The organism is Acetobacter sp., from assembly GCF_047723915.1.
Classification (GTDB): Bacteria; Pseudomonadota; Alphaproteobacteria; order Acetobacterales; family Acetobacteraceae; genus Acetobacter.
Genome location: NZ_JBDOBQ010000035.1, coordinates 1 through 26,976 on the forward strand (window position 1 = coordinate 1; position 26,976 = coordinate 26,976).

At 58.6% G+C, this 26,976-nt stretch carries 23 protein-coding genes and 1 tRNA gene; 5 read left to right on the forward strand and 19 right to left on the reverse strand.

Annotated elements, in window-relative coordinates:
• Positions 1 to 69 precede the first annotated feature (69 nt).
• The 5 genes from ABF990_RS13510 to ABF990_RS13530 form a co-directional block, all read right to left on the reverse strand.
• Positions 70 to 1,008, reverse strand: coding sequence for a polyprenyl synthetase family protein (locus ABF990_RS13510; protein ID WP_415492523.1), 939 nt, complete (start codon positions 1,006 to 1,008; stop codon positions 70 to 72).
• A 1-nt stretch (position 1,009) separates the two neighbouring features.
• The gene (locus ABF990_RS13515; protein WP_415500575.1) at positions 1,010 to 1,240 is read right to left on the reverse strand and encodes an exodeoxyribonuclease VII small subunit; all 231 of its coding nucleotides are present in this window, start codon (positions 1,238 to 1,240) and stop codon (positions 1,010 to 1,012) included.
• Positions 1,241 to 1,334: 94 nt separating this feature from the next.
• The gene (locus ABF990_RS13520; protein WP_415492521.1) at positions 1,335 to 1,586 is read right to left on the reverse strand and encodes a sulfurtransferase TusA family protein; all 252 of its coding nucleotides are present in this window, start codon (positions 1,584 to 1,586) and stop codon (positions 1,335 to 1,337) included.
• Between the two features lie 95 nt (positions 1,587 to 1,681).
• Positions 1,682 to 2,482, reverse strand: coding sequence for an RlmE family RNA methyltransferase (locus ABF990_RS13525; protein ID WP_415500576.1), 801 nt, complete (start codon positions 2,480 to 2,482; stop codon positions 1,682 to 1,684).
• Complete coding sequence (locus ABF990_RS13530) at positions 2,479 to 3,615, reverse strand: Ppx/GppA phosphatase family protein (protein WP_415500577.1); 1,137 nt, start codon at positions 3,613 to 3,615, stop codon at positions 2,479 to 2,481. The genes ABF990_RS13525 and ABF990_RS13530 overlap by 4 nt, the downstream gene beginning before the upstream one ends.
• A 194-nt stretch (positions 3,616 to 3,809) precedes the next feature.
• Here ABF990_RS13530 and ABF990_RS13535 point away from each other — a divergent pair.
• Positions 3,810 to 3,883 (forward strand) — tRNA-Gln (locus ABF990_RS13535).
• 311 nt (positions 3,884 to 4,194) lie between these two features.
• On the opposite strand, the gene ABF990_RS13540 is transcribed toward ABF990_RS13535, so the two are convergent.
• From ABF990_RS13540 to ABF990_RS13560, 5 genes are read right to left on the reverse strand one after another with little or no spacing between them, the layout of a single operon-like run.
• Complete coding sequence (locus ABF990_RS13540) at positions 4,195 to 5,349, reverse strand: L-dopachrome tautomerase-related protein (RefSeq protein WP_415500578.1); 1,155 nt, start codon at positions 5,347 to 5,349, stop codon at positions 4,195 to 4,197.
• Positions 5,346 to 6,410 carry an aldo/keto reductase gene (locus ABF990_RS13545; RefSeq protein ID WP_415491943.1) on the reverse strand — a complete coding sequence of 355 codons (1,065 nt, stop codon included), beginning with the start codon at positions 6,408 to 6,410 and terminating at the stop codon, positions 5,346 to 5,348. Before ABF990_RS13545 ends, ABF990_RS13540 begins: the two co-directional genes overlap by 4 nt.
• Complete coding sequence (locus tag ABF990_RS13550; protein ID WP_415500579.1) at positions 6,410 to 7,771, reverse strand: amidohydrolase family protein; 1,362 nt, start codon at positions 7,769 to 7,771, stop codon at positions 6,410 to 6,412. The genes ABF990_RS13545 and ABF990_RS13550 overlap by 1 nt, the downstream gene beginning before the upstream one ends.
• The gene (locus ABF990_RS13555) at positions 7,768 to 8,991 is read right to left on the reverse strand and encodes an arabinose transporter (RefSeq protein ID WP_415491941.1); all 1,224 of its coding nucleotides are present in this window, start codon (positions 8,989 to 8,991) and stop codon (positions 7,768 to 7,770) included. The genes ABF990_RS13550 and ABF990_RS13555 overlap by 4 nt, the downstream gene beginning before the upstream one ends.
• 57 nt (positions 8,992 to 9,048) lie before the next feature.
• Positions 9,049 to 9,663, reverse strand: coding sequence for a nitroreductase family protein (locus ABF990_RS13560; RefSeq protein WP_415491940.1), 615 nt, complete (start codon positions 9,661 to 9,663; stop codon positions 9,049 to 9,051).
• Positions 9,664 to 10,515: 852 nt separating this feature from the next.
• On the opposite strand from ABF990_RS13560, the gene ABF990_RS13565 reads away from it, so the two are divergent.
• The 3 genes from ABF990_RS13565 to ABF990_RS13575 all read left to right on the forward strand — a co-directional run bounded on the left by ABF990_RS13565 (position 10,516) and on the right by ABF990_RS13575 (position 13,503).
• Positions 10,516 to 10,707, forward strand: coding sequence for a hypothetical protein (locus tag ABF990_RS13565; RefSeq protein ID WP_415491939.1), 192 nt, complete (start codon positions 10,516 to 10,518; stop codon positions 10,705 to 10,707).
• Positions 10,708 to 10,803: 96 nt separating this feature from the next.
• A complete protein-coding gene (locus ABF990_RS13570) occupies positions 10,804 to 12,441 on the forward strand; it encodes an OprO/OprP family phosphate-selective porin (protein WP_415491938.1) in 1,638 nt (545 codons plus the stop codon).
• 36 nt (positions 12,442 to 12,477) lie between these two features.
• Positions 12,478 to 13,503, forward strand: a complete 1,026-nt coding sequence (locus ABF990_RS13575; protein ID WP_415491937.1) for a sulfate ABC transporter substrate-binding protein — start codon at positions 12,478 to 12,480, stop codon at positions 13,501 to 13,503.
• Between the two features lie 99 nt (positions 13,504 to 13,602).
• Here ABF990_RS13575 and ABF990_RS13580 read toward each other — a convergent pair whose 3' ends face one another.
• The 5 genes from ABF990_RS13580 to ABF990_RS13600 all read right to left on the reverse strand — a co-directional run bounded on the left by ABF990_RS13580 (position 13,603) and on the right by ABF990_RS13600 (position 18,285).
• On the reverse strand, positions 13,603 to 14,565 hold the full coding sequence (locus tag ABF990_RS13580) for a DMT family transporter (RefSeq protein ID WP_415500580.1): 963 nt from the start codon (positions 14,563 to 14,565) through the stop codon (positions 13,603 to 13,605).
• A gap of 201 nt (positions 14,566 to 14,766) precedes the next feature.
• Positions 14,767 to 15,795: an ABC transporter ATP-binding protein gene (locus ABF990_RS13585; protein ID WP_415500581.1), complete on the reverse strand. Its 1,029-nt coding sequence runs from the start codon at positions 15,793 to 15,795 to the stop codon at positions 14,767 to 14,769.
• Positions 15,792 to 16,823 carry an ABC transporter ATP-binding protein gene (locus tag ABF990_RS13590; RefSeq protein ID WP_415500582.1) on the reverse strand — a complete coding sequence of 344 codons (1,032 nt, stop codon included), beginning with the start codon at positions 16,821 to 16,823 and terminating at the stop codon, positions 15,792 to 15,794. The genes ABF990_RS13585 and ABF990_RS13590 overlap by 4 nt, the downstream gene beginning before the upstream one ends.
• The gene (grxB, locus tag ABF990_RS13595) at positions 16,823 to 17,467 is read right to left on the reverse strand and encodes a glutaredoxin 2 (RefSeq protein ID WP_415500583.1); all 645 of its coding nucleotides are present in this window, start codon (positions 17,465 to 17,467) and stop codon (positions 16,823 to 16,825) included. Before grxB ends, ABF990_RS13590 begins: the two co-directional genes overlap by 1 nt.
• Positions 17,468 to 17,586: 119 nt before the next feature.
• Positions 17,587 to 18,285: a fumarylacetoacetate hydrolase family protein gene (locus ABF990_RS13600; protein WP_415500584.1), complete on the reverse strand. Its 699-nt coding sequence runs from the start codon at positions 18,283 to 18,285 to the stop codon at positions 17,587 to 17,589.
• A 486-nt stretch (positions 18,286 to 18,771) separates the two neighbouring features.
• Between ABF990_RS13600 and ABF990_RS13605 the strand changes: the two genes are divergently transcribed.
• Positions 18,772 to 20,190 (forward strand): outer membrane beta-barrel protein, encoded by a 1,419-nt coding sequence (locus ABF990_RS13605; protein WP_415500585.1) that lies wholly within the window; start codon positions 18,772 to 18,774, stop codon positions 20,188 to 20,190.
• Between the two features lie 58 nt (positions 20,191 to 20,248).
• On the opposite strand, the gene ABF990_RS13610 is transcribed toward ABF990_RS13605, so the two are convergent.
• From ABF990_RS13610 to ABF990_RS13625, 4 genes are all read right to left on the reverse strand, one after another.
• A complete protein-coding gene (locus tag ABF990_RS13610) occupies positions 20,249 to 21,685 on the reverse strand; it encodes an efflux transporter outer membrane subunit (protein WP_415491929.1) in 1,437 nt (478 codons plus the stop codon).
• Positions 21,685 to 22,896 (reverse strand): efflux RND transporter periplasmic adaptor subunit, encoded by a 1,212-nt coding sequence (locus tag ABF990_RS13615; RefSeq protein WP_415491928.1) that lies wholly within the window; start codon positions 22,894 to 22,896, stop codon positions 21,685 to 21,687. The genes ABF990_RS13610 and ABF990_RS13615 overlap by 1 nt, the downstream gene beginning before the upstream one ends.
• Positions 22,896 to 26,087, reverse strand: coding sequence for an efflux RND transporter permease subunit (locus ABF990_RS13620; RefSeq protein ID WP_415491927.1), 3,192 nt, complete (start codon positions 26,085 to 26,087; stop codon positions 22,896 to 22,898). The genes ABF990_RS13615 and ABF990_RS13620 overlap by 1 nt, the downstream gene beginning before the upstream one ends.
• 214 nt (positions 26,088 to 26,301) lie before the next feature.
• Entirely contained in the window at positions 26,302 to 26,748 is a 447-nt protein-coding gene (locus ABF990_RS13625; protein ID WP_415491926.1) for a hypothetical protein, read from the reverse strand.
• Between the last annotated feature and the right edge of the window lie 228 nt (positions 26,749 to 26,976).

Sequence of the window (26,976 nt, forward strand, 5' to 3'; positions counted from 1 at the left end):
ACCCGGTCCAGCGCCGGAAAACGACCATACGTCGGAATCGGGGAGGGGGCGTTCTGCTCGGCCATGATCTCAGTTTCTCCGTTCGATCACATAGTAGGCGAGGTCCCGCAATCTGTCGGCCCGCGCGCCAAAGGGCTCCAGTTCGGCCACGGCAAGTTCGGTCAGCCGGGTGGCTTCTTTCTGTGCGCCATCAATGCCCAGCAGGGCGACAAAGGTCGATTTGCCCGAAGCCTCGTCCTTGCCGGCTGTCTTGCCCAGTTCTTCCGCCGTGGCTGTTGTATCCAGAATATCATCCGCGATCTGGAAGGCCGCGCCAATGCTGGTGCCATAGGAGCGCAGACGCTTGCGCAGGTCTGGCGTGGCTTGGCCCAGAATGGCGCCACATTCGGCGGAATAGCGGATCAGGCAGCCGGTCTTGAGGGCATGCAGGTGGCGGACTTCATCAAGCGGGAGGGCACGGCCTTCGCCTTCCATGTCGATCATCTGCCCGCCTACCATACCAGCGGCCCCCGACGCTTCGGCAAAGCAGGAAATGAGGTCGATCCGAACATCGGCGCTGTTGTGGGTCTGGGCCGATGCGAGAATTTCGAAGGCCTTGGTCTGCAGGGCGTCACCTGCCAGAATGGCGGTGGCCTCGTCAAACTTGCGGTGGGTCGATGGCTGGCCACGGCGCATGTCGTCGTCGTCCATGGCGGGCAGATCATCATGCACGAGCGAATAGGCGTGCAGCATTTCGACGGACGCGCCCGCTCTTGCCGACTGGTTTTCAGGCACGTCGAACAGGCTGGCGACCGTCATGGCAAGGTAGCCGCGCAGGCGCTTGCCGCCCCCGAGTGTAGCGTAACGCATGGCGTCGATCAGGCGTGCATCGCCGCCTTTAGTGGGGACAAGCAGGGCGTCGATCGTGTTTTCGACCACGCGTGCGCGGGCACTCATGTCCTGCTTGAGCAGGGCGCCGTTTTCCGCCACGCGGCTGAGGGATGTGGGGGCCGGGTTCGTCATTGACATCTCAGTCCATAGATTTCATGTCCAACGACCCGTCGGACCGTTGTACGATCGCCTGCACGCGGGCTTCGGCTTCGCTGAGCTTGGCTTCGCAATGCTGCCTTAGGGCCGCGCCGCGTTCATACGCTGCAATGGCGTCTTCCAGCTTCATCTGTCCGCTTTCCAGGCCGCGCACGATTTTCTCCAGTTCGGAGAGCGCCGCCTCGAAAGAGAGCGATGTGATGTTATCCGGCATGACGCGGGCGTTCCTCTTCGTCTCGAAGGGGATGGCAATACCCCGAGAAGGAGGGGTCTGCCAAGTCTTGCTTGTAAGGTATGATGTCGGGGGATCAGCCTGCCCGATCGGGGAGGGTGTCGGCCCTGCGCTTTATCGTAAAGGCGAACACGCCGTTCTGGTCGGCAAAAGCGACCAGGGCGTGTCCGGTTTCGCGGCAGAAGACCTGAAAGTCGGTAACGGATGCCTTGTCGGTTGCCAGTACGCGCAGGCGTTCGCCCGGCGTCATGCCGCGCAGCATGCGGTTGGCTTTGAGCACGGGCAGCGGGCAGTTCAGCCCGCGTGCGTCAAGCACGGTTTCACTCATGGCATCGCACCTTGTTTTAGAATTTTTGGGTAATCCCGCATGTGGCCGTGTGTGGAGCCGGGCAGCATGCGGAATGCTGCGTTGCGTGGTGCCCGTTACTCGGAGCCGCTGGCAAGAGCGAGTTTTTGTGGGCGGAAGCCGGTTGCCACGACATACAGTTCAGCCGAGTCCTTGCGGCTGGCAGGGGGTTTGGCGTGGCGGACCTGGGCAAATGCCTGTTTGAGGGTGTTCAGCATTGTTTTTTCAGCCCCGCCCTGAAAGACCTTGGCGACAAACCCCCCGCCTTCGGCCAGAATGTCGAAGGCGAAATAAAGTGCTTCTTCCGCAAGGCCGATAATGCGCTGGTGGTCGGTGGCGGCATGCCCGGTCGTGTTGGGTGCCATGTCTGAAACGACCAGATCCGCTCCGCCGCCCAGCATGGCTGTCAACTGTTCGGCCATGCCATCGGCGGTAAAGTCACCTTCTATGATCGTTGCACCTGGCACGGGTTCCACAGGCAGCAGATCGACCCCGACAACCTGGGCCGCCCCGCGCTTGACCAGAACCTGTGTCCAGCCGCCGGGGGCGGCGCCCAGGTCAACCACCTTCATCCCCGGACGGATCAGGTGGAAGCGGTCATCCAGTTCGATCAGCTTGAAGGCCGCGCGGGAACGCCAGCCCTGTTTCTGCGCGGCCTGCACGTAGGGGTCATTCAACTGGCGGGCCAGCCAGCGTTGCTGGGCAGTCGTGCGCCCGCGCGCCGTACGAAGGGACACCGACTTGGCCCGCACCTTCTGTACCGCCGCCGAATCATCCTGACTGAGCTGGCTGCCGGGGGCAGCGCTGCTTTTGCGTGCGCGACCCGGCACCCGCAATGTGGAGGAAGAGCCGGAGGAGCGGCCTTTTTTATCGCTCATAAACCTGTAACCTGCATGGAACTCTGCGTGAAATGTTTCTTGTAAGGGGCATTCTGGCGCACAGTGCGCCGTGTCGGGGGTGTTGGGTAAGCCTTGCGGATCATCCGCAGAATCATGCCGTCTCTCAAACCTCTGTCCGCCACGACAATATCGCCCACGGGCCACATATCATGAATGGCTTCGAAAATCGCGCAGCCCGGCAGAACGAACGGGGCGCGGTCCGGTCCGATACATGGGTGCTGCTCTATACCCCTGTGGCCCATGCCCAGCAGTTTGCGCACTGCCAGCCGTGCGCTGGCTGCTGGCAGCAGGGAGCCATCGACCGCGGCACGGGCGTAGCGCGACAGGTTCAGGATAAGACTGGCAAGGGTTGTCACCGTTCCGCTTGTGCCGATCAGGCGGACCTGATTGCGCCGGATTTCCGGGCCGATCCGATGAATTTCCTCAAAATCACGTAAAAAGGCGCGCGTATAGGCTACCATTTCGCGATAGACGGTTTCCGTCAGGTTGCGGATCGGTCCGAACTGTTCGGACAATGTTATGACCCCGACAGGCAGGCTGAGATACCCGATAAGGGATTCTGTCTGGCGGTCGGGTTCGGTTCGGACCCAGGCTATTTCTGTCGAGCCACCGCCGATGTCAAAAAGCAGGGCCCGGTTGCGTGCGGCACCCAGGCGCTGGTCGTGCAGCAGGTTGGCGCAGCTTTCCACGGCCAGCCAGGCTTCCTCGCGCCCGGAAATAATGTCGATATCGACGCCGGTTTCCGCCTTGGCGCGTTGCAGGAAAGCCTGCCCGTTGGTAGCCCTGCGGCAGGCTTCGGTCGCGACGGCGCGGATATTGCGGACCTGCCGGCGCCCAAGACGTTCCGCGCAGGAATGCAGGGCCTCCATTGTCCGTTCCATGGCGTCACGGTTTAAAACGCCGGTATGGTGCAGCCCTTCGCCCAGCCTGACCATGCGGCTGTAACTGTCTACCACACGAAAACCGCCGGCGGTCTGCGCCGCAATCATCAGGCGGCAGTTGTTTGTTCCCAGATCCAGTGCAGCAAACAGATCATCTTCCCCCGTCCGTAGGGACGGCGTGATATGGAAAGGCCTGCCTGGCGGGCCGGGCCAGGGGGGCATGTCATCCATAGGTCCGGTCCTTTCTGTTCGGGGTTGATAAACTCTTTCATCTATTCTGGGAGTGCATCCGCCATGGGACAAGACAAATATGTGATAAATCGAAAATTCTTTTGGAGGTGGGCTTGCATGCCTGTGATCGTAATGGTAGGAGAGCCCCACCAGCACGAAGGGGCACACAAGACGCCTCCTCAAGCGCGGCATGCTGGGGGATAGTTTAGCGGTAGAACTACCGGCTCTGACCCGGTCAGCCCTGGTTCGAATCCAGGTCCCCCAGCCATTTCTCTCCGTAATTGATTGAAATAAATAATAAAAACGCCCCGAATTCTGGGTGTCTATGTAGAACCTCTACATAAGTGACTCCGCAATCGGCGTTTTCGCATGCTTGCGAAGGCTCGGGCTTTCACGATTTCCGAAGAAAGCTCCCGACGCGGGCGGCTTTGTGTTGTCCAAGGCTGATATTCGGGTTCGCCTTGAAAACCATGAAATCGCCTGACAGCCGCTATACGGGTTGGCGGGGAACAACACGCTTTGCAGCATGGGGTGTGCCGCGTTTGCAGCACACCCTTAATGTTTGTCAGTGAGGGTTCCTCATGGCGCACGAATTGGCATGCGCGCGATCAGGAACGGGGGTTTGCGCATGTCATGCCCGTTATGGAAACGGGGCAGGCGTGTCCATTGTCCCAGCACCACATAGACATATCGGTTATCGGCGAAAATACCGTCAGGCCAGACAAACCGCGGATCGGATGCGACCAGATCGAAGCTGCCGTCGGTATTGCGCCGAAAAATCGCGTCATGGTCTGCGGCGGTTGTATAGATACGGCCCCATGCATCAGTTGCCAGACCGTCTGCAGCCCCTTTTTCCCCTTCATCAACGACCATCTTCGCCAGAGAGGCGGAACTGACGGAAAAATCCGCGAGTTGCGCCGTGGGCAGGCTGTACAGGCGCCTGCTGGCCAAAGGAGCGTAATAGAGGCGCGAGGAATCCTGCGAGAGGGTAATGCCGTCTGCTCCGCCACCGGGGAAAGTCGGTGTTTTGGGGGTAAAGGGCAGGACGCGGCCGTCCAGTACGGTCTGGTATCCCGGATCTGCCAGAACGGACACCGTTCCTTCCAGCACCCGCCGCTGGCGGCCTGTGGCCAGGTCGACCACGACAAGGGCCGGATGGCCGTCGAACGAACTGTCGGTAATGAACGCCGTGCCCTTTGGGCCATGGGTCAGGTCAACCCGCAGGTCGTTCATATGGCTGCCAGGCAGTACTGTGTCCTTGAGGACAACCTTGGATACCACCGTGCCCGTAGCCGGGTCGATGCCCACGATTTTGGCCCCACCGGGCGGGATCGGCTGGCCCTGAACTTTCCCGTCATCAATCACCCAGATCATGCCGCGCGTATCGGTGGTCATGCCGTGGGGGGAGACGAGCCGGTCTTCTGGCGGCCCGGACTTTGAGGCGGCAAATTTCTCGGAAGGAAAGGCGGAAAGCTGTCCGTTTTTCCATTCCGCCAGCACTGGGCCTGCGTGGTCGCCGTCATGTTTGGGAAATGTCAGGAAAAGGCGGTTGTTCACCACCACGATACCGGACGGACAGGGGGTGGGAATACTGGCCACGATTTCGACATGACCTGTCGCACCAAATCCGGGGTCCTGATTGCTGGTGATGGCGGGCGTGGGCGCCGCCCATACGCACGGACCTGTGGCGGCGCCCAGCGCGGCCACAAGCGTCAGTGATCGAAGTGCCTTCATGCCTGCAGGAAAGGGGCCAGAAGTGCCAGATCCGCCACGGAAAGCCGGTCGGCGGCGGTTGAGCGCTGGTGCCAGTATGGATACAGCAGGGGGGGACGGCTGACTTTTTCCAGCTCGGCAATATCCTCCGCAGCCAGTTTCAGCGATGCGGCTTTCAGGTTGTCTGCCAGTTGCGCGTCGGTCCGGGCGCCGATCACCAGACTTGCCACGCCCGGCCGCGTCAGCAGCCACGCAAGGGCGACCTGTGCCGGTGTCGCGCCGTCGTAACGGGTTGCGACGCGGATCAGCACCTCCACAATGTCATAGAGAGCCTCGACATCGCGTACAGGTGGTTCGTCCCAATGGGCGGCCTTGCGGGTGCCTTCGGGTTCGGGTTGTCCCCGGCGGTATTTGCCGGACAGCAGACCGCCTGCAAGTGGCGACCAGATCACCGTGTCCACCCCCTGGTCGACCGCTATGGGCAGCAGTTCATATTCAGCCTCGCGAGCCTGCAGCGTGTAATGGATCTGCTGGGCGACGGGGCGGACTTTTCCACTCCGTTCGGCCGCAGCCAGCATTTTCATGATATGCCAGCCCGAAAAATTGGAAACACCGACATACCCGATCTTGCCTGCGCGTTGCAGGTCGTCAAGGGCTGCGAGAATTTCCTCTATCGGGGTCAGGCCGTCCCATTCGTGGCACCAGTAAAGCTCGATATGGTCGGTTTTGAGCCGTCGGAGACTGGCTTCGCAGGCCTTGATGATATGGTGGCGTGACAGGCCGCGTTCGTTCGGTCCCTTTGTGCCGGTGGGAAAACGCACCTTGCTGCCCAGCATCACGCGGTTGCGCCGTCCGGCATCGAGCGCCGTGCCGATGATCTCTTCTGATTCTCCATCAGAATAGATATCGGCCGTGTCCAGCATGTTTACGCCAGCGTCCAGCGCCATGTCGATCTGCCGACGCGCTCCCTGCACATCCGTATTGCCGGTCTTTGCAAAATTCCCTTTGCCGCCAAAGGTCATGGTGCCCAGCATCAGGGTTGAAACCTTGAGGCCGGAACGACCGAGCAGACGATACTCCATTACTGTTCTCCATTAGGCGCTGCGGTGACAGGCCCTGCCGTGGCGGTCCCGTTTTCCCACGTTTCCACAATGTTGTCGGTATGTGAGATATCCGTGGCCGGGTTGCCTGCCACAACAAGCAGGTCAGCACGCATTTGAGGGGCGATAACGCCACGGTCTGTCAGGTGCAGCAGGTGGGCCGCGTTCTGGGTGGCGATATGAATGGCCTGTAGTGGGGTCAGGCCTGCCTGAACGCTCAGTGCGAGTTCACGGTGTTCGGCTATGCCGGGCACGCGCAGGGGCATGGCGCCGCTATCGGTGCCGAAGCCGATCTGTACGCCGCCATCATACAGGGCTTTGAGGTTGCGGAGGTTCATGGCCAGTGACCGCCGGGCGGCGTCGGCCCTGGGGCCGGTGCTATTGGCCTTTTGCCAGGCCGGATCACCGATCTGGGCGCGCAGCGGGGTCGACAGCCCGGCCTGAACGAAGGGGGATGCGGTCCACGGTGCCGGGTCGGCCCAGGCTGTGGTGGCCTCGTCAAGCTGAAGGGTTGCGATGTACCAGATCCCGCGCGATTTCAGGCTTTCGATAAAGGCGGCGGGTACTGGCTGGTCGCGCACGCCATGGGCAAGAATATCTGCACCATCGGCCACCACACGTCGGGCGTCGTCCAGGTCGTGAATATGGGCCGCGACCCGCAAATGCAGCTTGTGGGATTCGTCTATGACGGCGGCGATAATTGCCGGGTCCATCTTGACAGGCAATGAGCCCCCGAAGTCATCGACCCAGATTTTGACAAGGTCCGTGCCGTCGGCCGCCATCTGGTCCACGTCGCGGCGGGCTTCGGCCGGGGTGGTGGGGCGGTTCAGTTCGTCCTTGCCGACATCGATCGGTGGGGCGCCATTTGGCACGCCAATACCTTTGTCGACCCCGAACAGATCGGCTGGCAGGTGGCCGTCATGGGCCTGTTTGCGCAATGGGTCGAAAATGGCGGGGATATTGTTGCCCAGTGCTGTCACTGTGGTCACGCCGTAACGACGGTACTGTGCCAGCGCGTCGGTAATGACGGGGGCTGTGTAGAATCCGGGGCTGACCGTAACACCGCTGAACTGCCCCACATGGCTATGGTCGGAGATCAGTCCGGGGAGTGCGGTATCGCCCCGTCGGTCAAGTATTTTAGTCCCTTTGGGAATGACCACGTCCTTGCCCGCGGCAAGAATGACGTTGCCCTGCATGATGATCGTCGCATCCTCGACAGGGGGCGCGCCCGTGCCGTCGATAATCCGGATATGGGTCAGGGCGACGGGTGTGGGCTGTGTCGCGGCCAATGCGCCTGCGGATGGGACCAGCAAAAGCGCGGCTGCTGCCAGGGTCGGTTTCATGATGTCTCCTTGGCTTGAGAAGGGGGGCTTCCAGGCTGGCGTGTGCGGTATGCCAGAACGATTGCGACACTCAGGCCCAGCGCACTGGTGATGGTGCCCGCAAGAAAAACGCTTGCATCTCCCGCGCGGTCGGCCAGAAGACCGGTCAGGGGGCCGGTAGCGCCATATGCAAGGTCCTGGAAGGCGGCGAAACCTCCCATGGCCGTGCCCCGCAGATGGGGTGCGACACGCCGCACGACCTCGACCCCCATGGCAGGAAAAATCATGGAGCATCCCGTCCCGGTCAGTGCGGCGCCGACCAGCGCCCATGAGGGGGTGCTGGCGGAATAAAGCAGGAACTGCCCGCAGGTTTCCACCGCCAGAGAAACAACGGCAACACGCACGCCACCGATCCGGTCAGGCAGGTGGCCACAGAACAGGCGTACCAATACAAACGCCGCGCCAAAAAATGTCAGCCCCAGGCTGGCGTGGGGCCAGTGCCGGTGCAGGAACAGCAAAGGCATGAAGGCACCCAATGCCGCAAACCCGATCCCCTGCAAAAACACGACCAGTCCCAGATCCCAGATTTTGGCGATAATCTGCCGCAGCGGAGGGTGTTCGCCCGATTGTGGCGGTACAGGTGCTATGGGGGCGGCCATGGTCAGGCCAAGCAGGGGCACCAACAGGCATGCGAGACTGACGCCAAGATACCCCGCCTGTTCGTACAGGCTGAGCCCAAGTGGGCTGCCGGCGGCGAAAGCGCCGTACATGCCCATGCCAACCAGTGCAAAAACCCGGCCGGAGCGTTTATGCCCCATAATGCCGATACCCCAGGCCAGAACCCCCACGATTGTCAGGCTTTCTCCCAGTCCGAGGATCAGCCGGCCCAGTATCAGCACGCCAAAGGCAAGGAGCGGGGCCGCATGCCACGCCGCAAGCGCGCTGATAATGGCTCCTGCAGCGTAAAGCCCGAGCCCCCATAACATGCAGGGCTTGCCGCCGTGGTGGTCCGCAAAGCGACCGGCCAGGCTGCGGGTCAGGATGGTGGAGGCAAACGCCACGCCCACCGCCAGCCCTGCCATGGCGTTGCCCAGATGCAGGGCCGTGTCGACATAGATCGATGTCGTCGGCATGGACATCGCGACAGACAGGTAGGACAGGAAAAGGGCTGAAGCCAGCCACACCATGGTGCGCGGTGCTTTGTCCTGTCCCGAAGGTGCGGCTGTTGGGTGGGAAAGCACGGCAGGATATCTTTCTTGCGGGGTTGGCCTTGCGGGTTGGCGAAGGGGCCGTAGCAGTTAAGCGGGAAACGTATCGTTCAGAACAAGTTCGGCCCGGGGCAGCACGCCACCCGTGGGTTTGGGGGGCGCCGCGGGCTTGCCGATCGCGACGAACATGACGATCTCGTGGTCCGCTGGCAGGTTGATAAGCGCCCCGACCGCGCCGAAATCGAAGCCATCCATCGGGCAGGTGCCGTAACCCATGCTTTGTGCCAGCAGCATGATCGCCCCGGCCGCCATGCCGCATGAACGCATGCCTTCGTCACGCTGGACCTGTTCGCGTCCGCGATAATACTGGTCTATGGCTGCGGTCATGACTGCCTGTATGTCAGGCTGGGCATTTTCCCAGTAACGGCCGGGTTTTTTCTCCCATGCCTTGAGATCGGCGCACAGCACCAGCAATACAGATGCATCGGTCACCTGTGGCTGGTCCCATGCGGCGGCCCTGATCCTGCGACGAAGGTCCGGGTCCTTCACGACCACAAAACGCCAGTTCTGAATATTGAACGCTGTTGGCATGCGTCGCGCAAGATCAAGTATTTTTTCCATATCGCTGTCTGGCATGGCGTAAGCCGGATCGAATTGCTTGATAGCGCGCCGGTTCAGGATGGCGGAAGCGACATCGAGGGTCATAATCGTCCTTTCAGAAGCGTTTTGTGGCAAACGGTGCGAGAGTTTGCATCGAACATCAAGAGTGGTCATACCCGTCTGACATTGACTGCGGCGGCCTGTTCGGAAGGGCTGGACGGCACGGTCTGCGGCCCGGAGGAAAATAAAAAACAGCGCCCGATGCGGGTAGGCTGTTTTTGCAAGATACGGAATTTCGGTATTTTTCGAACAGGACTTGTTTCTGTTAAATTGCTATAAATAAAGAATTTTATCAAAAATCTGATACGGTAGCCAGGTTGCCCCCCATGGGAAAGCGGGGGAATTTACGGGTGCCGGGACTGCGGAGGGTATGCGTCTGGGCTCTCTTTATGCACGACGCGTTCAGACTGAAGATGAAACACGGTATCGTTACTTTTTTAGAATTGTTTTTAATTCCGATGCACTAAATGCCCTGTTGGCCGGAACCTCGTCCCCGCATGCGAACGTTAAGACTTCAGGACGCGGTGCAGGGGCAGATTTCAAAGGCTTTGAAGCATCCTGAATTTTGAGACGGCAATCAACGGATTGGTGTTCCAGATCATTGTTTTAAAATGATATTACGGCTTAATTAACTAAAATTCTGTGTATTTTATGGAAAAAAACACAGAAACATCTAGTGCGTTGTTGACTGTCACATCTCTTTCTGTGTAAAAGCGCAACAGGTTATGACAGACCCGTCAGATTCAAAAACAGGGGAGGCGTTGCGGTGAACGGACAAGGCAGCATGCGAATGCGATGTCCCGTGTTTGGCAGAAGACAGGGAAAATGGCATAGCTGACAGGTAGCAGATAAAGATTTGCGCTGGTCAGCTATTCAAATCGTGATGGATGGCAGATCGTGCGTGAATCAAGTATCATTGAAATAGACGGCACATTTCTTGGGGCTGCTATTCTGGAATCGGACTATAAAAAGAGCCGTTTCTATGCTGCCCATGAAAGCGTCAGGCCTCTACATCAGCATATTTTCGATAATATTGATGAACTCAGGCGTGTGGCGACGGTCGGGTTCCGTCGCCGGGCCAGAGCTTGATCGATGCGCGCCTTGACCAACTAACTGAAAATTTTACTCCGCCCCCATGCATCCGGGGTTGTGAGCAGATAAATATCGCCAAGAAAAGGGCCTGTTATGCCTCGTTATCATCGCGCCAGCACGCTGCTGGCCAGTGCTGCTTCCGTTTTTCTGCTCTCTACCCCGCAGGTATTTGCAGCGTCAGACTCTGAGGTTTCCGAGTTGCGTCGCGAAATGGACGCCATGCGCCGGGAAATGCATGTGCTCCAGTCCCGCGTTGCCAAATACGAGCACACGACTACGGCATCCAACGCTCATGCAACGCATGCCCCCCACAGGCTTGTTGACGCCCCAGCCAATGAACCGCAGCCTGTTTTTGCCGAGGCGCCAGTGGCATATCATGGTCCGCGCCAGGGGGCTGACAGTCACACCGTGCTGGCCGAAGGTCCGCTGCTGTCATGGAAAGAATTCCGTGCTGCGTCCGCGAAAGATGAAGAGGTCCATATCGGCGGCATGCAGATCGGCTTTCCGAACGGGCGCCCCACCATTGCGTCCGATGACAAGGCTTATGCGTTCTCCGTCGGTCTGCTGTTTCAGGAAGATATAGGTGGCTTCCTGGGTATGGCCAGCGCCCCGCGGGAGGGGGCCGGTAATTTCAACAAATTCACGCAGAACGCCCGTCGGCTGCGCCTGTATTTCTCATGGCGTTACAAGGACTGGGTGGTGAATGTCACACCCGATTTCGGGTCGAGTTCCGTGGATGGTTCCGTAGGCCTGTTCGAAGCCAACCTGAACTATACAGGGCTGCATAATACGACCCTGACAGTCGGCTATTTCCAGCCCCGTATGGAAGAAGAAAGTGCCGAGCGTTCAGGCGCGTTCGAATTCCTTGAACGCCCGACCATTGTCGATCTGGTGCGTAATCTGGCTGGTGGCGTGGCGCGCTTCAGCGTGGGTGGCGAACATTATGAAAAACGCTGGCTGGCGGCCGCTTACTTCACGGGCCAGAAATATGGCGACCGGAGCAAGGATACGACGATCGTCGACAGCCAGACCGGTGCTGTCGTGCGTGTCGCGGGCCGTCCGTATCTGAGCAAGGATATTGACGTGCATGTGGGCGCAGGTGCCACATCCGTTTTCAAAGTCAACGAAAACAGCAAGGGCCGACAGATCACGCTGAGCGACAACATGGAAGTGCCGCTGGGTGAAACCAATCTGCTGACCTCCGGGGCACTGACGAACGTGGCGCAGATCTGGGCGGCGGGGCCGCAGTTGGCGCTACGCTGGAAGCGTTTCCTGCTTAAGAGCGAATATTACCATATCGGTGTGCAGCGGGCTAATAATGCCGAGGCCGTGCATCTGCCATCGCTCGGGTTCGACGGCTGGTATGTTTCTGCCAACTATACAGTTTTTGGCAAGCCGCGTGCCTATAACGAGAAAATTGCCGCGTTCACGACCCCTGGCGTCGAGTATGATTTCGACCCCGCACATAATCATTGGGGTGCGCTGGAAGTCAGTGGCCGGTGGAGTGTCACCGACCTTTATGGAGAGAGCAACCAGGGCGGGACAGGCATTAACGGGAACCAGCAGACCGTATGGCAGGGTGGCCTGAACTGGTACCCCAACCGTCACTTCAAGTTCATGCTCGATTATGCCCGCTTCATAGTGTCACGCTCCAAGGGCGTAAGCGGGAATGTCAATCTGTTCGGGCGCGATGGCAACGCCGTTGTCGGCCGCGTGCAAGCCTCTTTCTGATCGACGCAAGTCAGGAGCCATAGAATGGTACACTCCATGAAAACGAGCCGGCGTGCCGTCCTTAAGGGGGGTATTGCCCTGGGGGCTGGGCTGGTTGTCGGGCTGGGCCAGCGGCCCGCCAAAGCCGCCTCATACAACCTGCTCAATGTTTCTTACGATCCCACGCGGGAGCTGTACGCCGACGTCAATAAGGCGTTTGCTGCAAGCTGGGCCAAGGCCCATCCGGGTGATGTCGTAAGGGTGCGGTCGTCGCATGGCGGGTCAGGGGCGCAGGCGCGTTCCGTGCTTGACGGCGCCCCGGCGGATGTAGTCACGCTCGGGCTTGCGTACGATATCGATATTCTGGCCCAGAAAGGTCTGCTGGCCGCAGACTGGCAGACCCGTCTGCCGCATAATTCCACGCCTTATACAAGTACCATCGTCTTTCTTGTCCGCAAGGGTAATCCCAAAGCCATTCATGACTGGCCAGATCTGGTGCGCAACGACGTGCAGGTAATTACACCCAACCCCAAAACTTCGGGCGGGGCGCGTTGGAACTATCTGGCCGCATGGGGCTGGGCCTTGCACCAGCAGGGCGGTTCCGAGCAGAAGGCGCGCGACTACCTGAAGGCGTTGTTCGCACACGTGCCGGTTCTCGATACCGGTGCTCGTGGCGCAACCAACAGTTTCGTGCAGCGTGGCCTGGGCGATGTACTGCTGGCGTGGGAGGATGAAGCCCTGCTGGCCACCCGTGACCTCGGGCCCGACAAATTCGATATCGTGGTCCCGTCGCTGACCATTCTGGCAGAGCCGCCCGTGGCAGTGGTGGACCATAACGTCAAGGCCCACGGGACGGAAGCGGTCGCAAAAGCCTATCTCGACTTCCTGTTTACGCCGGAAGGCCAGCGTATTGGGGCAAAGCATTATTTCCGCCCTGTCGATCCCGCTGTTCTGGCTGAAGTCGGGTCCGTTTTCCCCAAAACGGATACATTCGACATTGCAAGTCTGGGTGGCTGGCAGGCCGTGCAGAAGCGTCATTTTTCCGATGGCGGAATCTTCGATCAGATCTATACACCGTCATGATCTGATACAGGGGCTGGAGAGCGATCTCCAGCCCCGACTGCTTATCTGCCCAAAAGGGTGATGCGCAAGTTGGGTGCTGTGTGTCTGGGGTGTTTTGGCTCAGGTGCTGTCCGGGTTTTCCGTTACCAGGACAGAGGCGGCATGTCCGCGGCTCACGGCAATAGGTGGAGGTTCCATGCCCCCTATGGTGCGTTCGCGCAGCAGGGTGATCAGCCCTGAACCAACGATCAGCACCATGCCGATTATGGTGGGCATATCCACCCTGTCACCAAATATGACATACCCGATCAGAACTGCCCATACCATCTGGCTGTACTGTGTTGGCGCAATAGCCGCGGCCGAAGCGGCGAAGGCCGCGTGCATGAGCACGATATTGGCAAAGGCCGCCAGCAGACCATAGCTGGCCAGCAGCAAAGCCTGATGCCAGGTGGGTAGCACCAGCGTTGGCAGGCTGGTCAGCCCGCCAATGACAATTCCCCCCAGAATACCAGCACCAAACAGCGAGATACGTTTCTCATGCGGGCCAGCCGCACGAAAAGTAACGACTGAAAGCGCGCCGCCCAGCCCTGCGATCAACGCGCCGAGATGGCCGATGGAAAGCGGACGCATGCCCGGACGCAGAACAACGAGCACGCCGACAAAACCCAGAATAATGGCAAAGCTGCGAGGCAGGCCGATGCGCTCGCGAAGAAAGGCTATGGACAGGAGCGTGACAAAGGACGGTTGAAGAAAAATAAGCGTAAAGGCTTCTGCCATGGGTAAATGGCTGAATGCCGTGACGCTGCCGATAACCCCCGCCGGATAGGAGAAAAAACGAACCAGCCATAACCGCCGGTCGGACGTTGTCAGCACATCGCTCAGCCTGTCTCCGGGCGCGAGCAGGAAAGGAAAAACCAGTAATCCGAACACGGCACCGATAAACGCGGATTCATATGGCGGCAGGCCATGGCGGATCAGTTTTACGCTTGTGTCGCTGAACGAGAACAGCGCAAAGGCGGCAAAACCCATTAAAACGCCACGGAGCGACCCTGAAACGGGGTGCGATGGCGTGGAAGACGGCATATCTTGCTCCGTTCGTTCATGGACTTCACGTGACAGGCAGGGGCGTGGGCATGCGCCTTGTGGCAAGCCAGGCACCAATATGGATACCCTGTAAAACTCTAAGGTTTTACTGCTGGCCTCGTATTAGAGACTTGCGCTGTATGCCTTAACAAGAGGCGTAGGCGCGGCGCAGCCATTCTCTGGCGTCTGCCGGGCCGGTATTTATGCCGCAGGCGTGTCTGACACCACCCAGTCATTGGGGTAATGACAGGCGACATCCTGCCGCGTTGTCACGCTCCGCAGGCGCGGTTCCTCGACCTTGCAGCGATCCTGCGCGACGGGGCACCTTGTATGAAAGCGGCAGCCAGTGGGCCGGGCAATCGGACTTGGAACGTCGCCGCGCAGGGGCGTAGGCCGGTGTGCGCCGGGTACCGGGCGGGGTACTGCCTGTGTCAGCGCCAGTGTATAGGGGTGGGCTGGCCGATGCAGGACGGCGTCGGTTTCCCCTATCTCCACGATGGCGCCCAGATACATGACCGCCACCCGTGTCGAAATCTGGCGAACGACCGCCAGATCATGGGCGACAAATACATAGGTCAGGCCGAGATGGTCCTGAAGGTCGGCGAACAGATTGACGATCTGGGCCTGAACGGAAACATCCAGCGCCGAAACGGGTTCGTCAGCCACAATCAGGCGGGGCGAGAGGGCAAGAGCCCGTGCGATGTTGATACGCTGGCGCTGCCCGCCCGAGAATTCGTGCGGGTAGCGTTCCAGGGCGCTGCGACCCAACCCGACCAGATCCATCAACTCGCTCTGGCGCTCAGCAATGCCTTGGGCCGTCCATTTTTGTCCGTCGGGCTTTTTATGGACCTTAAGCGGTTCGGCCAGCAGGTCGCCAATACGTCGGCGCGGGTTGAGCGATGCGTAGGAATCCTGAAAAACCATTTGCATCTGCTGACGCAAAGGGCGCAGCGCCCGCTCGGGCAGGGTGGTGATATCCCTGCCGTCAAACACAATCCGCCCGCTGGATGGGTTGGTCAGCCTGATAAGACTGCGCCCCAGAGTGGACTTTCCACACCCGGATTCACCAACCAGCCCCAGTACCTCACCGGGCAGGACATTGAACGACACGCCGTCCACGGCATGAAGAACCCGACCGTGACGCAACGTATAGGTTTTGCGCAGATCCGTGACCGAAAGCAGCGGCGCTGGGGCGGATATGCCGGGACCGGTCTGTAGTGCGCTGTTCATGCCGCGTGCATGCCCGTTATTGCGGCTTGCAGGGGTGTGCCTTCAAGTGGGAGAACGCATGCCGCCTCATGTGCGGTCCCGACAGTGACCAGCGCTGGCGGTGGAGCAGGCAGGCAGGGGGCGTGAACGTATTGGCAGCGTGGGGCAAAAGCACAGCCTGCCGGGCGTTCGAGCGGTGCGGGGGGCAGGCCGGAAATTGCGGGCAGGCGGTGGGGCCGCGCCCCGTCCATAGGCGGAATGGAGGCCAGAAGGGCAGCCGTGTACGGATGGCCGGGCTGCGCGAAAACAGTCGCGGTCGGACCGGTCTCGGCCATGCGGCCGGAATACAGTACGAACGTTTTGTCACATGTTTCCGCTACAACGCCCATGTCATGCGTAATCAGCAGCACGGATGAACCATATGTGGTGCGCAATCTGCGCATCAGGTCCAGAATCTGGGCCTGCACGGTGACATCAAGCGCCGTGGTGGGTTCGTCGGCTATCAGTAATGCCGGGTTGCACGACAGCGCCATGGCGATCATGGCGCGCTGGCGCATGCCGCCCGAAAGTTGGTGGGGATAGCTGTCGGCTGTTCTGGCGGGGTCCGGGACGCCCATATCGCCCAGCAGCGCAATCGTGCGTGCACGGGCCTGACTGCGAGAGACAGCCTGGTGCGCCAGGATCTGTTCATCGATCTGCCAGCCCACCGTGTACACAGGCGTGAACGCCGTCATGGGGTCCTGAAAGATCATGGCGATCCTGCTGCCGCGCAAACGGCGCAGGTGCTTTTGCGGCATGCCCACCAGTTCGCGCCCCTGGAATTGCACGGACCCGCTGATCTGCACGCCGGGCGTGTCGATCAGCCCCATAAGGGCCATGGCTGTCACCGACTTGCCCGATCCTGACTCCCCCACCAGCCCCAGAATTTCGCCTTCGCGCACCATGAACGAGACACGCTCGACCACCGGGATCATGCGGCCGCGCGAGCGAAAACTCACGCTCAGGTCGCGTACATCCAGCAGAGGCGGAGGGGCGGGGGGGCTGCTCATCAAACCGCCAGCGCGTCCAGCAGCGGAATGCCGCAGCGTTTCGACATGGTCTGGCGGTAGGCTTCGACTTCTGGTGGATAGGTCAGGCCCTGAATAATGGAAAAACTGTGCAGCAGGGCGAACAGATCAATATCGTCATAGGATAGCGTACCGTTTACGGCATCCGGTGCGCGCACAAGAGGAGCCAGTTCCGCAAGCAGCGGGTTCAATGTCTCGATCGCGACATGCTTTTCGCGCAGGACTGTTGAAAACGGTTCTTCGGTACGTTCCTTGTTCCCGATGAAATAGGCCCGGGCCGAAGTGGTTGCGAATTCGGGGAAGGGGGCGGCTGCGGCGCGGGGCAGAAACTGCCGGTAAAGCGGCGCATTGCTGCGCCGCATCCACTCGCCCAGCAGCGGGTTGCGCTGTCCGGCCAGCACGGGTGCGCCCTCGGCATCGATGCGTGCGACGATATCCAGGCTTTCCGCCATGAACTGACCGTCCCTGCCTAAAATAGGCACGACCTTGCGCCCGACCATGCTGATCGGCCCCTGTTCGTCGTCGTTTGGCAGAATGGCAAGATGGAAAGGAATATCTTTAAGGCCAAAGATCATTCTGGCTTTGATACAGAACGGGCAGTGGTCATAAACGTAGAGTGTATACACGCGCGAAAGACTTCCTTGTGCATGTTGCCGGGGCATATCGGGGGCACTGCTATTGCCCTGAAATTATGCCCCGATAACAGCCACAATCAAGCTCTTTTCGGGGTGGCGGTCCTTCTCCGTCAGTCTGGCAGGTAGCGCACGGACAGGTGGCCGACATTTTCGCAATCGGCTTCAATCACATCACCGGGTTTGACCTGGGATACGCCGGCGGGTGTACCCGTCATGATCAGGTCACCGGGTTTGAGCTGGACACTGTGTGACAGCGCGGAAATCATTTCGGCGATCGACCAGATCATGTCGCTGATCACGCCTTTCTGGCGCAGTTCGCCGTTTACGCTCAGGGTAATCAGGCTGTTTTCGAGGTTATGCACGCTCGCGGCCGGGCGGATGGCGGTAATGGGGCAGGACTCATCAAACCCCTTGGACAGGGTCCATGGGTGCCGTTTTTTTTTGGCTTCTTCCTGCATGTCGCGGCGGGTCATGTCCAGGCCAAGGGCGTAGCCGTACACAAGGTGCAGGCTTTCGGCGGGCGACAGTGCGACCCCGCCCCGGTCCAATGCCACGACAAGCTCTACCTCATGGTGCAGGTTGCTGGTTCCGCGGGGAAAGCGCAGGGTCTGCGCGGTCGTGATGGCGTCGGCCGGTTTGCTGAAGAAAAAAGGCGGGTTGCGGTCTGGGTCGCTGCCCATTTCACGGCTGTGTTCGGCATAATTGCGGCCAACACACCAGATGCGCCCAACAGGAAAGGACTTGTCCGTGCCTTCGACAGGCAGGGCCGAAACGGGAGGCGGGAACAGGAAAGACGGTACGGAGGTCATATATTGGTTTCCAGGCCGAAAGAAGCGATCACTCCGTATCTACGCAAAAAACGCGCTACGGAACACGATCTCGCGGGCTCAAAAGATGGTGTGTGGACAGCCCCCGCCGCTCCTGTGTGGATAAATTGGCTTCACAGCGACATTATTGTTACGCTTCTGATGTGTAAAAAACCCGAAACACATTTTTTTGGTATACTGCCATGCCGAATTATAAAGTGACGTTTTGCTGCAAGCCTATAATACGATAAAAATTCTGGAGGCTGATGTTTCCCGGCTTCGGGCTGAATGCGGTTTTTGATGGATCTTGTGTAAACGAGTTCTTCTTGAATGACGTTGAGTTTTTATGTCGATGACGTATCTATTTTGCGCACCATACTGACAATACCTGTAGGTGCTGGCCCAAATCGCGCCCCGGACGGCTGTGTGCTCCGGTCAGGAGTATACCTGCAACGTCACGTGCGATCGGGCGGAAGCGCGTGGCGGTGGTTGGCAGGACTGGCAGTCTCCGCCGCTTGGCTTGCACTCTACGCTCCCCAGTCTGGTCATGCCCAGAGCAGTCATGTCGCGCTCGGCGATGGAAGTCAGTCCGTTGTATTGTCTGGCGCGGCAGAGCAGGCACCGGACCCTGATGTGGCGTCGACCGGCAATATTTTTCCGCACAGGCCCGGGGCTTCTCATAGCTATTGGGATAATCTGGTCGGCCATCTGGCAGTGGAAGTGGGCATAACCGGCAACCCCTGGACGCGGACAGGACGGAACTTTGCGCAATTTTATGCCGACCGCGCCAATACCGTTACCATGAACCAGATTATAGGTTCGCTGTCCCACCCGGTCGAGAACATCGGGGCTGGATACGGCATAGGTTTCACGTTCGAGACCCTTTACGGGTCTGATGGCCGGTTCGACCCGACACTTGGCATGGGATCGGGGTCCCTGAACGGGCTGTATCAATGGGTGCCGACACAGGCCCATATCGATGTGAAGTTTCCGTGGATATTCAGGAACGGGATCGATGTTCAGGTGGGGCAGTTATACGGGCTGCTGGGGGCCGAAGGTACACCGGCCACGGCACGGCCATTTTACACGTTCAGCTATGCGGCCGACTATATTATGCCCTTTGAAATGCTGGGTGTGGTGGCAACCGCGCATCTGAGCGACAGAATGGACTGGATTTTGGGGGTGGATGCGGGAAATTCCACCTCTTTCGGGCGATATGGCAATAACAACAAACCCAAGGGATATTTCGGATTTGTCTGGAAGAGCTTGCTGGGGGGCAGGCTTGACATGCATATCATCGGGCATTTCGGGCCGCAGGGGAATAACGGTATCGCCGTCAAATCGCCCGATGGATTATGGACCAGTGCTGGCGCAGGCCGTCTGGCGAACAGCAAGATGCAATATAATGCTGATTTTCTGGCCACTTACCGCATTAACAAGGCCATGTCTGTCACGGTGGATGGGTCTTACCTGCATGACGACCTGCTGCGTGACGACGCCTATGGCGTTACCACGTTTTTTGCATACGACCTGAACCCGTCGTTGACGCTGAACGCGCGGGGCGAAATTTTTCGTGACAATACAGGGGGTACCATTACCCAGTATACCAGCACGACGTCGTTTACCCGGTCGATTTCAAACAAACCATATCCCTATTACAGCGCGCCTCCTACCACCTATGGCGAACTGACCGTGGGCGTCAGCTACCGTCCGGATTTTATCAATCGGCATAGCGATTTCGGGCAGTTAACCATACGGCCAGAAATCAGGCTTGATAAATCGCTCAATGGCACAAGGCCCTATAACAGGGCGGCTGTACCAAGTGCTGCCAACGGGTATGCGCCCATCGTGAACAACGGCACGAACAACATGCTCTGGTTCAACTGCGACGCGATCTGGGCGTTCTGAGAACAACGTACCGGGCCCCGGCGCGACGACACAGATCGTGCGTGCCGGGGCTTACGCATCAAAGGGTTGCGTGCCAGCCGCCCCCAACGGCGCGATACAGGGCCACGGTTGACTGAAGCGCGTGGGTCTGCACTTGCACCTGGTCGATACGGGCGTCCAGGGTGTTCACCTGTGCTATCAGCGCATCCAGATAGCTGTCGGCCCCACCTTTATAGAGTGTCATGGTCAGGGTCTGCGACTGCTGGGCTGCCTTTACGGCCTGTTTCAGCCTGGCATTTTCCATGCGAAGGCGCGCCGTAACCGAAAGTCCATTTTCCACGTCCTGAAAGGCTGACAGAACCGTTACGCGGTAATGATCCAGCGTTTCACGATAGACGGACCAGGAATGCTGCAACTGGGCCTGACGCAGCCCCCCCTGAAAAAGCGGCATGGAGACCGATGCGCCATAAGCCCACATGCTGTTGGCCAGATTGGCGAGGTTGAAGCCGTTTGAATCGAACCCGCCATTGGCGCTGAAAAACAGGTGCGGGTAGAACGCTGCCCGGGCAATGCCGATACTGCGGTTGGCCTGGGCCATTTCGCGTTCTGCGGCCGCAATATCGGGTCTGCGCTGGAGCAGTTCCGACGGCATGCCTGTGGGCACTGATGGTTCTGTGCTGTTGAGAGTATCACTCTGTGCAATATGAAAAGTCGAAGGCTGCTCGTTGACCAGCACTGCAATGGCATGTTCCATCACGTCCCTCTGTGCCTGCACCTCAAGCTGATGGGCCTGTGTCATATAAAGCTGGTTCTGTGCGCGGGCGACGTCGATCCCGGTTGCATCCTGGTTGTCCAGCCGTGTCTGGGTGACATGCAGCGCCTGTTCGTAATAGCTGATGGACTGCTGGTAGATCGCCATCTGGGCGTCCAGCCCGCGCAGGGCGAAATAATCTGTCGCCACCTCAGCCTGCAAACTGAGGCGGGCTGCGGCGTAGCGGTCGTCCTGCTCCTGAGCGAAGGATTTCTGTATCCTTACTTTGTTGCGTATGGCGGACCAGATGTCGGGTTCCCAACTGGCCAGGCCGGAATAGAATTCGTCCGTGGCTGTAATGGGGCCTTTGTATCGGAACAGCCGGTCGGTCGAACTTTTGTTGTCGCTGGACCCGAACGCCAGGCCGAAATGCGGCAACAGGTCCGAACGCGCTTCCTTGACCATGGCACGAGCTTGTAAAAAGCGCTCGCTTGCGGCCTGCAGGTCCGCATTGTTGCTGGTTGCCTGATTTTCCAGTGTATTCAGTTGCGGGTCAGCAAATTGTGTCCACCAGTCCGAACGCAGTGCGACACTCTGCGGTGCGGCATCGTGGAACAGGCCCGCCCCATGCCACGATGCCGGTACGATGTAATGCGGTGGCTGGTAATCCGGCGCCAGGTCGCACGCGCTGAGCGAGAACAGACCCAGCAGGACCAGGGCAGGTCGCGCATGGGGTATGTGCTGCATGACAGGGAAAAGACGCATTATTCATCCTCCTCCGTCGTGGTGGTGTCCGTTGCTGTCGCCGGCGGTGTGCTCAGATACCCGGTTGCGGGGGACGCAATACGTACTTTCTGGCCTTCGAGCAGGTCGGCTGGCGGGTTGTTGATGATCCTGTCCGCTGGTGTTACGCCTGCATCCACCTCGGTGTAGGAATCAGACATGCGACCGACGGTGATATTGTGGAAATGCGCGATGTCCTGGCCGTCCACGGTCGCGACCTGCATGCCGTGTTCCTGAAAAACCAGCGTACCCGTAGGAACGGTGTAAATTCCTTTGTCAGCCGGTGCTGTAATGGTGACCGATGCAAAACTGCCGGGCCAGAGTTTCTGGTCGGGATTGTCGATGGTGAATTCAGTCACCACCGTGCGGGTGTTGGGATCAAAACCTTTAGCAATCGTCAGGAATTTTGCCGTAAATGTCGTGTTGGGAAACTGCGGGACAACCACCTTTGCCAGCAGGCCGGGTTTGAGAATGGACGAGAATGTTTCCGGAACGGATACGAACAGGCGCATGGCGTGGGTATCGGCCACCATGAATAACTCGCTTGTCGTGCCGTTGGCGTTCATGTTGCCGCTGCCCGCGCCCACATAGTCACCGACGTTGATATTACGTGCGATCACCACCCCGTCGAACGGCGCTACGACGGTCTTGAACCGGATCTGGGCGGTGTAGGCGTCCACCTTGTGCTGGGCTGCCTCAAGCTCGGCATGGGCCGCCTGCTCATTGGCGTTCTGCACGGAAACGGACTGTCCCGACACCGCCTGCGACTGGCCCATGGCGCGCCAGCGGTTGGCAGTAATGGCGGCAAGTCCGAATTTGGCCTGCAGAACTTTAAGGTCCGCCTGCGCTTGTGCGTATTCGGCATCCAGGCGGGGGGAATTGATTTCGGCCAGAATATCGCCGGTTTTTACATTGGCACCATAGTCCTTGTACCACATTTTCACGTAGCCGGAGGCCTGCGCGTAAATCGGCGCTTCGTACCAGGCGCTGAGCGTGCCTGGCAGAGTCATGGATACAGTCGGTGGGGCGGGCTTGGGTTCAACGACAGCCACATCCGGCACGCTGGCATAGGCCGCGTCACGACGGATATGGATTGTATTGCGGGCGCGCTGAACAAGGAGATAGCCGATATCTCCCACAATAACACAGAGCACCAGCACAAGGGCCAATCTCGCTTTAAGGGAGCGTGGCATCAGACAGTCTCCTTGCTGCCAACCGTATCACCTGCATGGGACACGGACGAGCGATGATGAAAAATGGCGTAAACACAGGGAACAAACAAAAGCGTGGAAAATGTCGCGACAATCAGCCCGCCAATGACAGCCTTGCCCAGCGGGGCGTTCTGCGAATTGCTGGTGGCCATGGGAATCATCCCGATAATCATGGCGGATGCGGTCATGATAACGGGACGGATCCGCCCGAAACCGGCTTCCACCGCGGCGGCAACGGCGCTGCCATGAATGGCAAGCCGCTCTTTTGCGAACGAAACCACGAGGATGGAATTTGCCGTGGCGGTGCCCATGCACATGATGGCGCCTGTCAGGGCAGGCACACTCAGGCGCGTCTGGGTCAGGAACAGGCTCCAGGCAATGCCGGCCAGTGCGCCGGGCAGGGCGGAGATAATAATGAACGGATCTGTCCAGGACTGAAAGTTCACGACAATCAGCAGGTAGATGAGCATGACCGATATCACGAGCCCCACAACCAGTTCGATATACGCCCCGTGCATGGTTGTTGCCTGCCCGTGGATATCGACCGCAGCCCCACGGGGGACATCCTGGCTGGTCCGGGCAATTTCGCGTTTCACACCGCTTAGCACTGAGCCAAGGTCAGTCCCTTCAGTCGATACGTAAATATCGATATCGGGCATGGAGTTGTAATGGGAGACCTGCCCCGGTGTTCCAACAGGCGTAATGGTGCTGATGCTGCCCAGAAGCTGCATGTCCTTGCCGTCGGGGTCGCTGTCACCCTTGTCTACCGGAATAGTCAGCAGGTTGTTGTAGTGTGTCAGCTGGTCCTGCGACACATAGACATTGAGCGGAAAGGTAATGCCCGTCTGCGGGTCCAGCCAGTATTGCGGGTCGACTGTCTGGCTGCCCGACAGGGTCATGAGTTCGTTATTGGCCAGATCGCCTTCTGTCATGCCGGTCGCCTGCCCGAACGTCCGGTTACCCTGTACGAAAAGGGTAGGGGTTTTCATGGTCTGCTGGATCACCACGTCCACAGCTCCCGGCACATGACGCAGGCGGTTCACCAGCATGGTGGCATAATGGTAGCTGGCACGAATGTCCGGGCCGGAAATCTGGATATCGATCGGCGCGGGCGATCCGAAATTCAGGATCTTGTCAGTCAGTTCCGCAGGCTGGAATGTAAAGACAGTGCCGGGAAACTGCGCTGAAAGGTCACGCCTGAGCACGGTGCGATAATCCCATACGGGCGACGCATCATCTTTCAGGGTAATGGCAAGGTCGCAGTCCTGCGTCCCTATGCTGGGGGTAGGAATGAAGGCCTGGTTATGGGGCCCTTCGGGAAGGCCGCAGTTATTGATGACGCCCTCAATCTTGCCGGGAAAATCCTTTTCGATCCGGTCATCGACCAGACTTGCAATCCGCCCCGTCGTCTCGATCCTCGTTCCCAGAGGAACACGCATGTGCATCTGCAGCATGCCGGATTTGATCTCGGGAAAGAAATCCTGTCCGACAACCAGGAAGAGCCCGAGCGAAATGACGGAAAACCCGAGAAACACGGTTACAAAACGCCTGCGCCGGACGACAATGCGTTCCAACAGCCGTCCATAGGCAAGCCGGAATGTATGAAACGCCTTTTCAAAATGGCTTTGAAACCGCCCGAACACGCCTTTGGGCAGGGCAAGGTGTTCATCGCTATGCAGTCCCGGATGGACCTGGCCGGCCAGCAGATATTTAGCCATGGTCGGCACCAGCGTGCGCGACAGTATGAACGACGCCAGCATGGCGTAAATGATCGCTTCGGCCATCGGCATGAACAGCCAGCCGGCGACGCCGCTCAGCCCGAACAGCGGTGTCCACACAATGCAGATGCAAAGGGTGGACACCAGCGTCGGGATCACGATCTGGTTGGCGGCATCGATAATGGCATTTTCCAGGTCCTTGCCCATCTCCAGATGTGTGTCGATATTTTCGATCATGACCGTTGCGTCGTCGACCAGAATACCGACTGCCAGCGCCAGCCCGCCCAGGGTCATGACGTTAATGGACTGTCCCGACCACAGAAGGGCGATAATCGCGCTGAGAATGCAAAGAGGGATGGAGGTGGCGATAATCACGGTAGACCGCCAGGACCCCAGGAACAGGAGCACAACCAATCCGGTCAGGACGGCTGCCGTCAGCATTTCGCGCACAACGTCGCTGATCGCGTCTTTCACAAAAACGGACGCGTCGCTCAGGACAGAAATATGCACGTCAGCAGGAACCAGTTGGCGCAATCTGGGCAGAAGCGCCTTGGTCCGGGCAACGACATCCAGCGTCGAGGCGTCGCCACTTTTCATGACTACGATTTCAACGCCCTGGCGGCCCTTTACGACAACCAGATTGGTCTGCGGGTGGCCACCACGATAAACATTGGCGACGTCGTGAACATAAATGACCGAATTTCCAACCCGTTTGACGGGAATATCACCCAGTTCCTTCATTGAACGTGGTGTGGCATTGGTCTGGACCATCCAGTCCGTCCGGTCGATCTTCTGGTCACCTGCCGGCAGCACGATATTCTGCTTGCGTAGCGCGTTCTGCACATCCATGGCCGAAAGATGATGGGCCTGGAGCTGTTTCTGGTTCAGCGCGACCATAATAAAGCTGTCCATCCCGCCATAAGGCTGTGGCAACACAGATCCGGGTACCGTGACCAGAATGGGACGGATCCGGGTCATGGCGATCTTGAACAGATCGGAAGGTGTCTGTTTGTCCGACGTGACCTGCAGCGAGAGCACAGGCACAGAGGACGCATCCAGCCGCATGACCATGGGAGCGGGAATATTCTCAGGCAACTGCTTGATCACAGTCTGAGAAATTGCCGTAACTTCCGCTTCAGCCTCGCCAATATCCGTCCCCGGCTGGAAGTAGATGTTGACGATGCTGCGTCCGTAATACGAACTGCTTTCCATATGCTCGATCCCCTCCACGGTGGAGGTCACGGCCAGTTCGTAATTATAGGTAATTCGCCCGGCAAATTCCTCTGGCAACATGCCGCCATATGTCCAGACGACAGACACCACCGGAATTTTTATGTTGGGGAATACATCAGTAGGTGCCCGGAATACGGTGAGTATTCCAAACACAAGAATAAGCAGTGAAAGGACCACAAAAGTGTAAGGTCTTTTCAATGCGGTTATGACAAGTGCATTCATGCCGACCCATTTCCTTGAACCCGCAATCAGGGTCATCAGGAAATACGATCAATGTTATGCAGTTTCTTTTATAAAAAAATTTATGGCTGTAAAAAATTAATTAAATATATCTATAAAAAATATTTCTATTTCTTTTTAAGGGTAATCAACGCCTGTCTCTGGTGGCTATAGGGCATGCTCCAAATATAAGCAGCCCCGGCCGGCTTGACGCCGGTTAATGATTGTCAATGCTGAGGTAAAGGCGTGAAATCTGGCCAGCCACATGGGCACCGTGCGCGTGCCCAGAAAAGGCAATGTCCACGCCCCGGGCATTTTCCATATCTATACCTACTGGGCCCCGGCCTAGCGCGACATCCCCACCAATGGTCCAGTAGGTGCCGTTAAAATCCTTGAGCCTGCCCAGATTTCTGACGCAGCCTGTTCCAACAAATGAAGCGCTTCCAAAAGAAAGCATACCGCCCCCTTTTATCGACACAGGATAGGTGCGGCCAGCATAGGAAAGAGTGCCGCGTCCCCACATATAGCCGACAGCGATACTCACACCATGCATGGAAAGCTCAAGTCGCCCATCATCTGGCGAGCACGGCTTTGCCGCAATGGCCTGTCCCGAAAGCGGGAGGGCGAGCAATAGGGCCATTGCAGAAAAACGAACGAATGACATGCAGGGCTAACCGAATAGGGTTTCAACTCATTGGGGAATGTCACGGAATATAAGAAAGGGCAACGGGTCGGAGGCGCAGAATATAAGGATGGGAAAATAAGTGATTTCTCTTACCCTTGTCCTACCAGTGATCCGAGCCAGTCGATAAGGCCATATCAAAGCCTCGATTGGGAAGATTGGTGAATTGACGGGGTGGCGTCCGCGCTTGTCTCTGGCGGATGGGATTGA

Excerpts from the sequence above, each read along its gene's own strand:
- ABF990_RS13510 (WP_415492523.1), bottom strand. The coding sequence starts at position 1,008 with ATGTCAATGACGAACCCGGCCCCCACATCCCTCAGCCGCGTGGCGGAA.
- ABF990_RS13515 (WP_415500575.1), bottom strand. The coding sequence starts at position 1,240 with ATGCCGGATAACATCACATCGCTCTCTTTCGAGGCGGCGCTCTCCGAA.
- ABF990_RS13520 (WP_415492521.1), bottom strand. The coding sequence starts at position 1,586 with ATGAGTGAAACCGTGCTTGACGCACGCGGGCTGAACTGCCCGCTGCCC.
- ABF990_RS13525 (WP_415500576.1), bottom strand. The coding sequence starts at position 2,482 with ATGAGCGATAAAAAAGGCCGCTCCTCCGGCTCTTCCTCCACATTGCGG.
- ABF990_RS13530 (WP_415500577.1), bottom strand. The coding sequence starts at position 3,615 with ATGGATGACATGCCCCCCTGGCCCGGCCCGCCAGGCAGGCCTTTCCAT.
- ABF990_RS13540 (WP_415500578.1), bottom strand. The coding sequence starts at position 5,349 with ATGAAGGCACTTCGATCACTGACGCTTGTGGCCGCGCTGGGCGCCGCC.
- ABF990_RS13545 (WP_415491943.1), bottom strand. The coding sequence starts at position 6,410 with ATGGAGTATCGTCTGCTCGGTCGTTCCGGCCTCAAGGTTTCAACCCTG.
- ABF990_RS13550 (WP_415500579.1), bottom strand. The coding sequence starts at position 7,771 with ATGAAACCGACCCTGGCAGCAGCCGCGCTTTTGCTGGTCCCATCCGCA.
- ABF990_RS13560 (WP_415491940.1), bottom strand. The coding sequence starts at position 9,663 with ATGACCCTCGATGTCGCTTCCGCCATCCTGAACCGGCGCGCTATCAAG.
- ABF990_RS13570 (WP_415491938.1), top strand. The coding sequence starts at position 10,804 with ATGCCTCGTTATCATCGCGCCAGCACGCTGCTGGCCAGTGCTGCTTCC.
- ABF990_RS13575 (WP_415491937.1), top strand. The coding sequence starts at position 12,478 with ATGAAAACGAGCCGGCGTGCCGTCCTTAAGGGGGGTATTGCCCTGGGG.
- ABF990_RS13580 (WP_415500580.1), bottom strand. The coding sequence starts at position 14,565 with ATGCCGTCTTCCACGCCATCGCACCCCGTTTCAGGGTCGCTCCGTGGC.
- ABF990_RS13585 (WP_415500581.1), bottom strand. The coding sequence starts at position 15,795 with ATGAACAGCGCACTACAGACCGGTCCCGGCATATCCGCCCCAGCGCCG.
- ABF990_RS13590 (WP_415500582.1), bottom strand. The coding sequence starts at position 16,823 with ATGAGCAGCCCCCCCGCCCCTCCGCCTCTGCTGGATGTACGCGACCTG.
- ABF990_RS13600 (WP_415500584.1), bottom strand. The coding sequence starts at position 18,285 with ATGACCTCCGTACCGTCTTTCCTGTTCCCGCCTCCCGTTTCGGCCCTG.
- ABF990_RS13610 (WP_415491929.1), bottom strand. The coding sequence starts at position 21,685 with ATGCGTCTTTTCCCTGTCATGCAGCACATACCCCATGCGCGACCTGCC.
- ABF990_RS13615 (WP_415491928.1), bottom strand. The coding sequence starts at position 22,896 with ATGCCACGCTCCCTTAAAGCGAGATTGGCCCTTGTGCTGGTGCTCTGT.
- ABF990_RS13620 (WP_415491927.1), bottom strand. The coding sequence starts at position 26,087 with ATGAATGCACTTGTCATAACCGCATTGAAAAGACCTTACACTTTTGTG.
- ABF990_RS13625 (WP_415491926.1), bottom strand. The coding sequence starts at position 26,748 with ATGTCATTCGTTCGTTTTTCTGCAATGGCCCTATTGCTCGCCCTCCCG.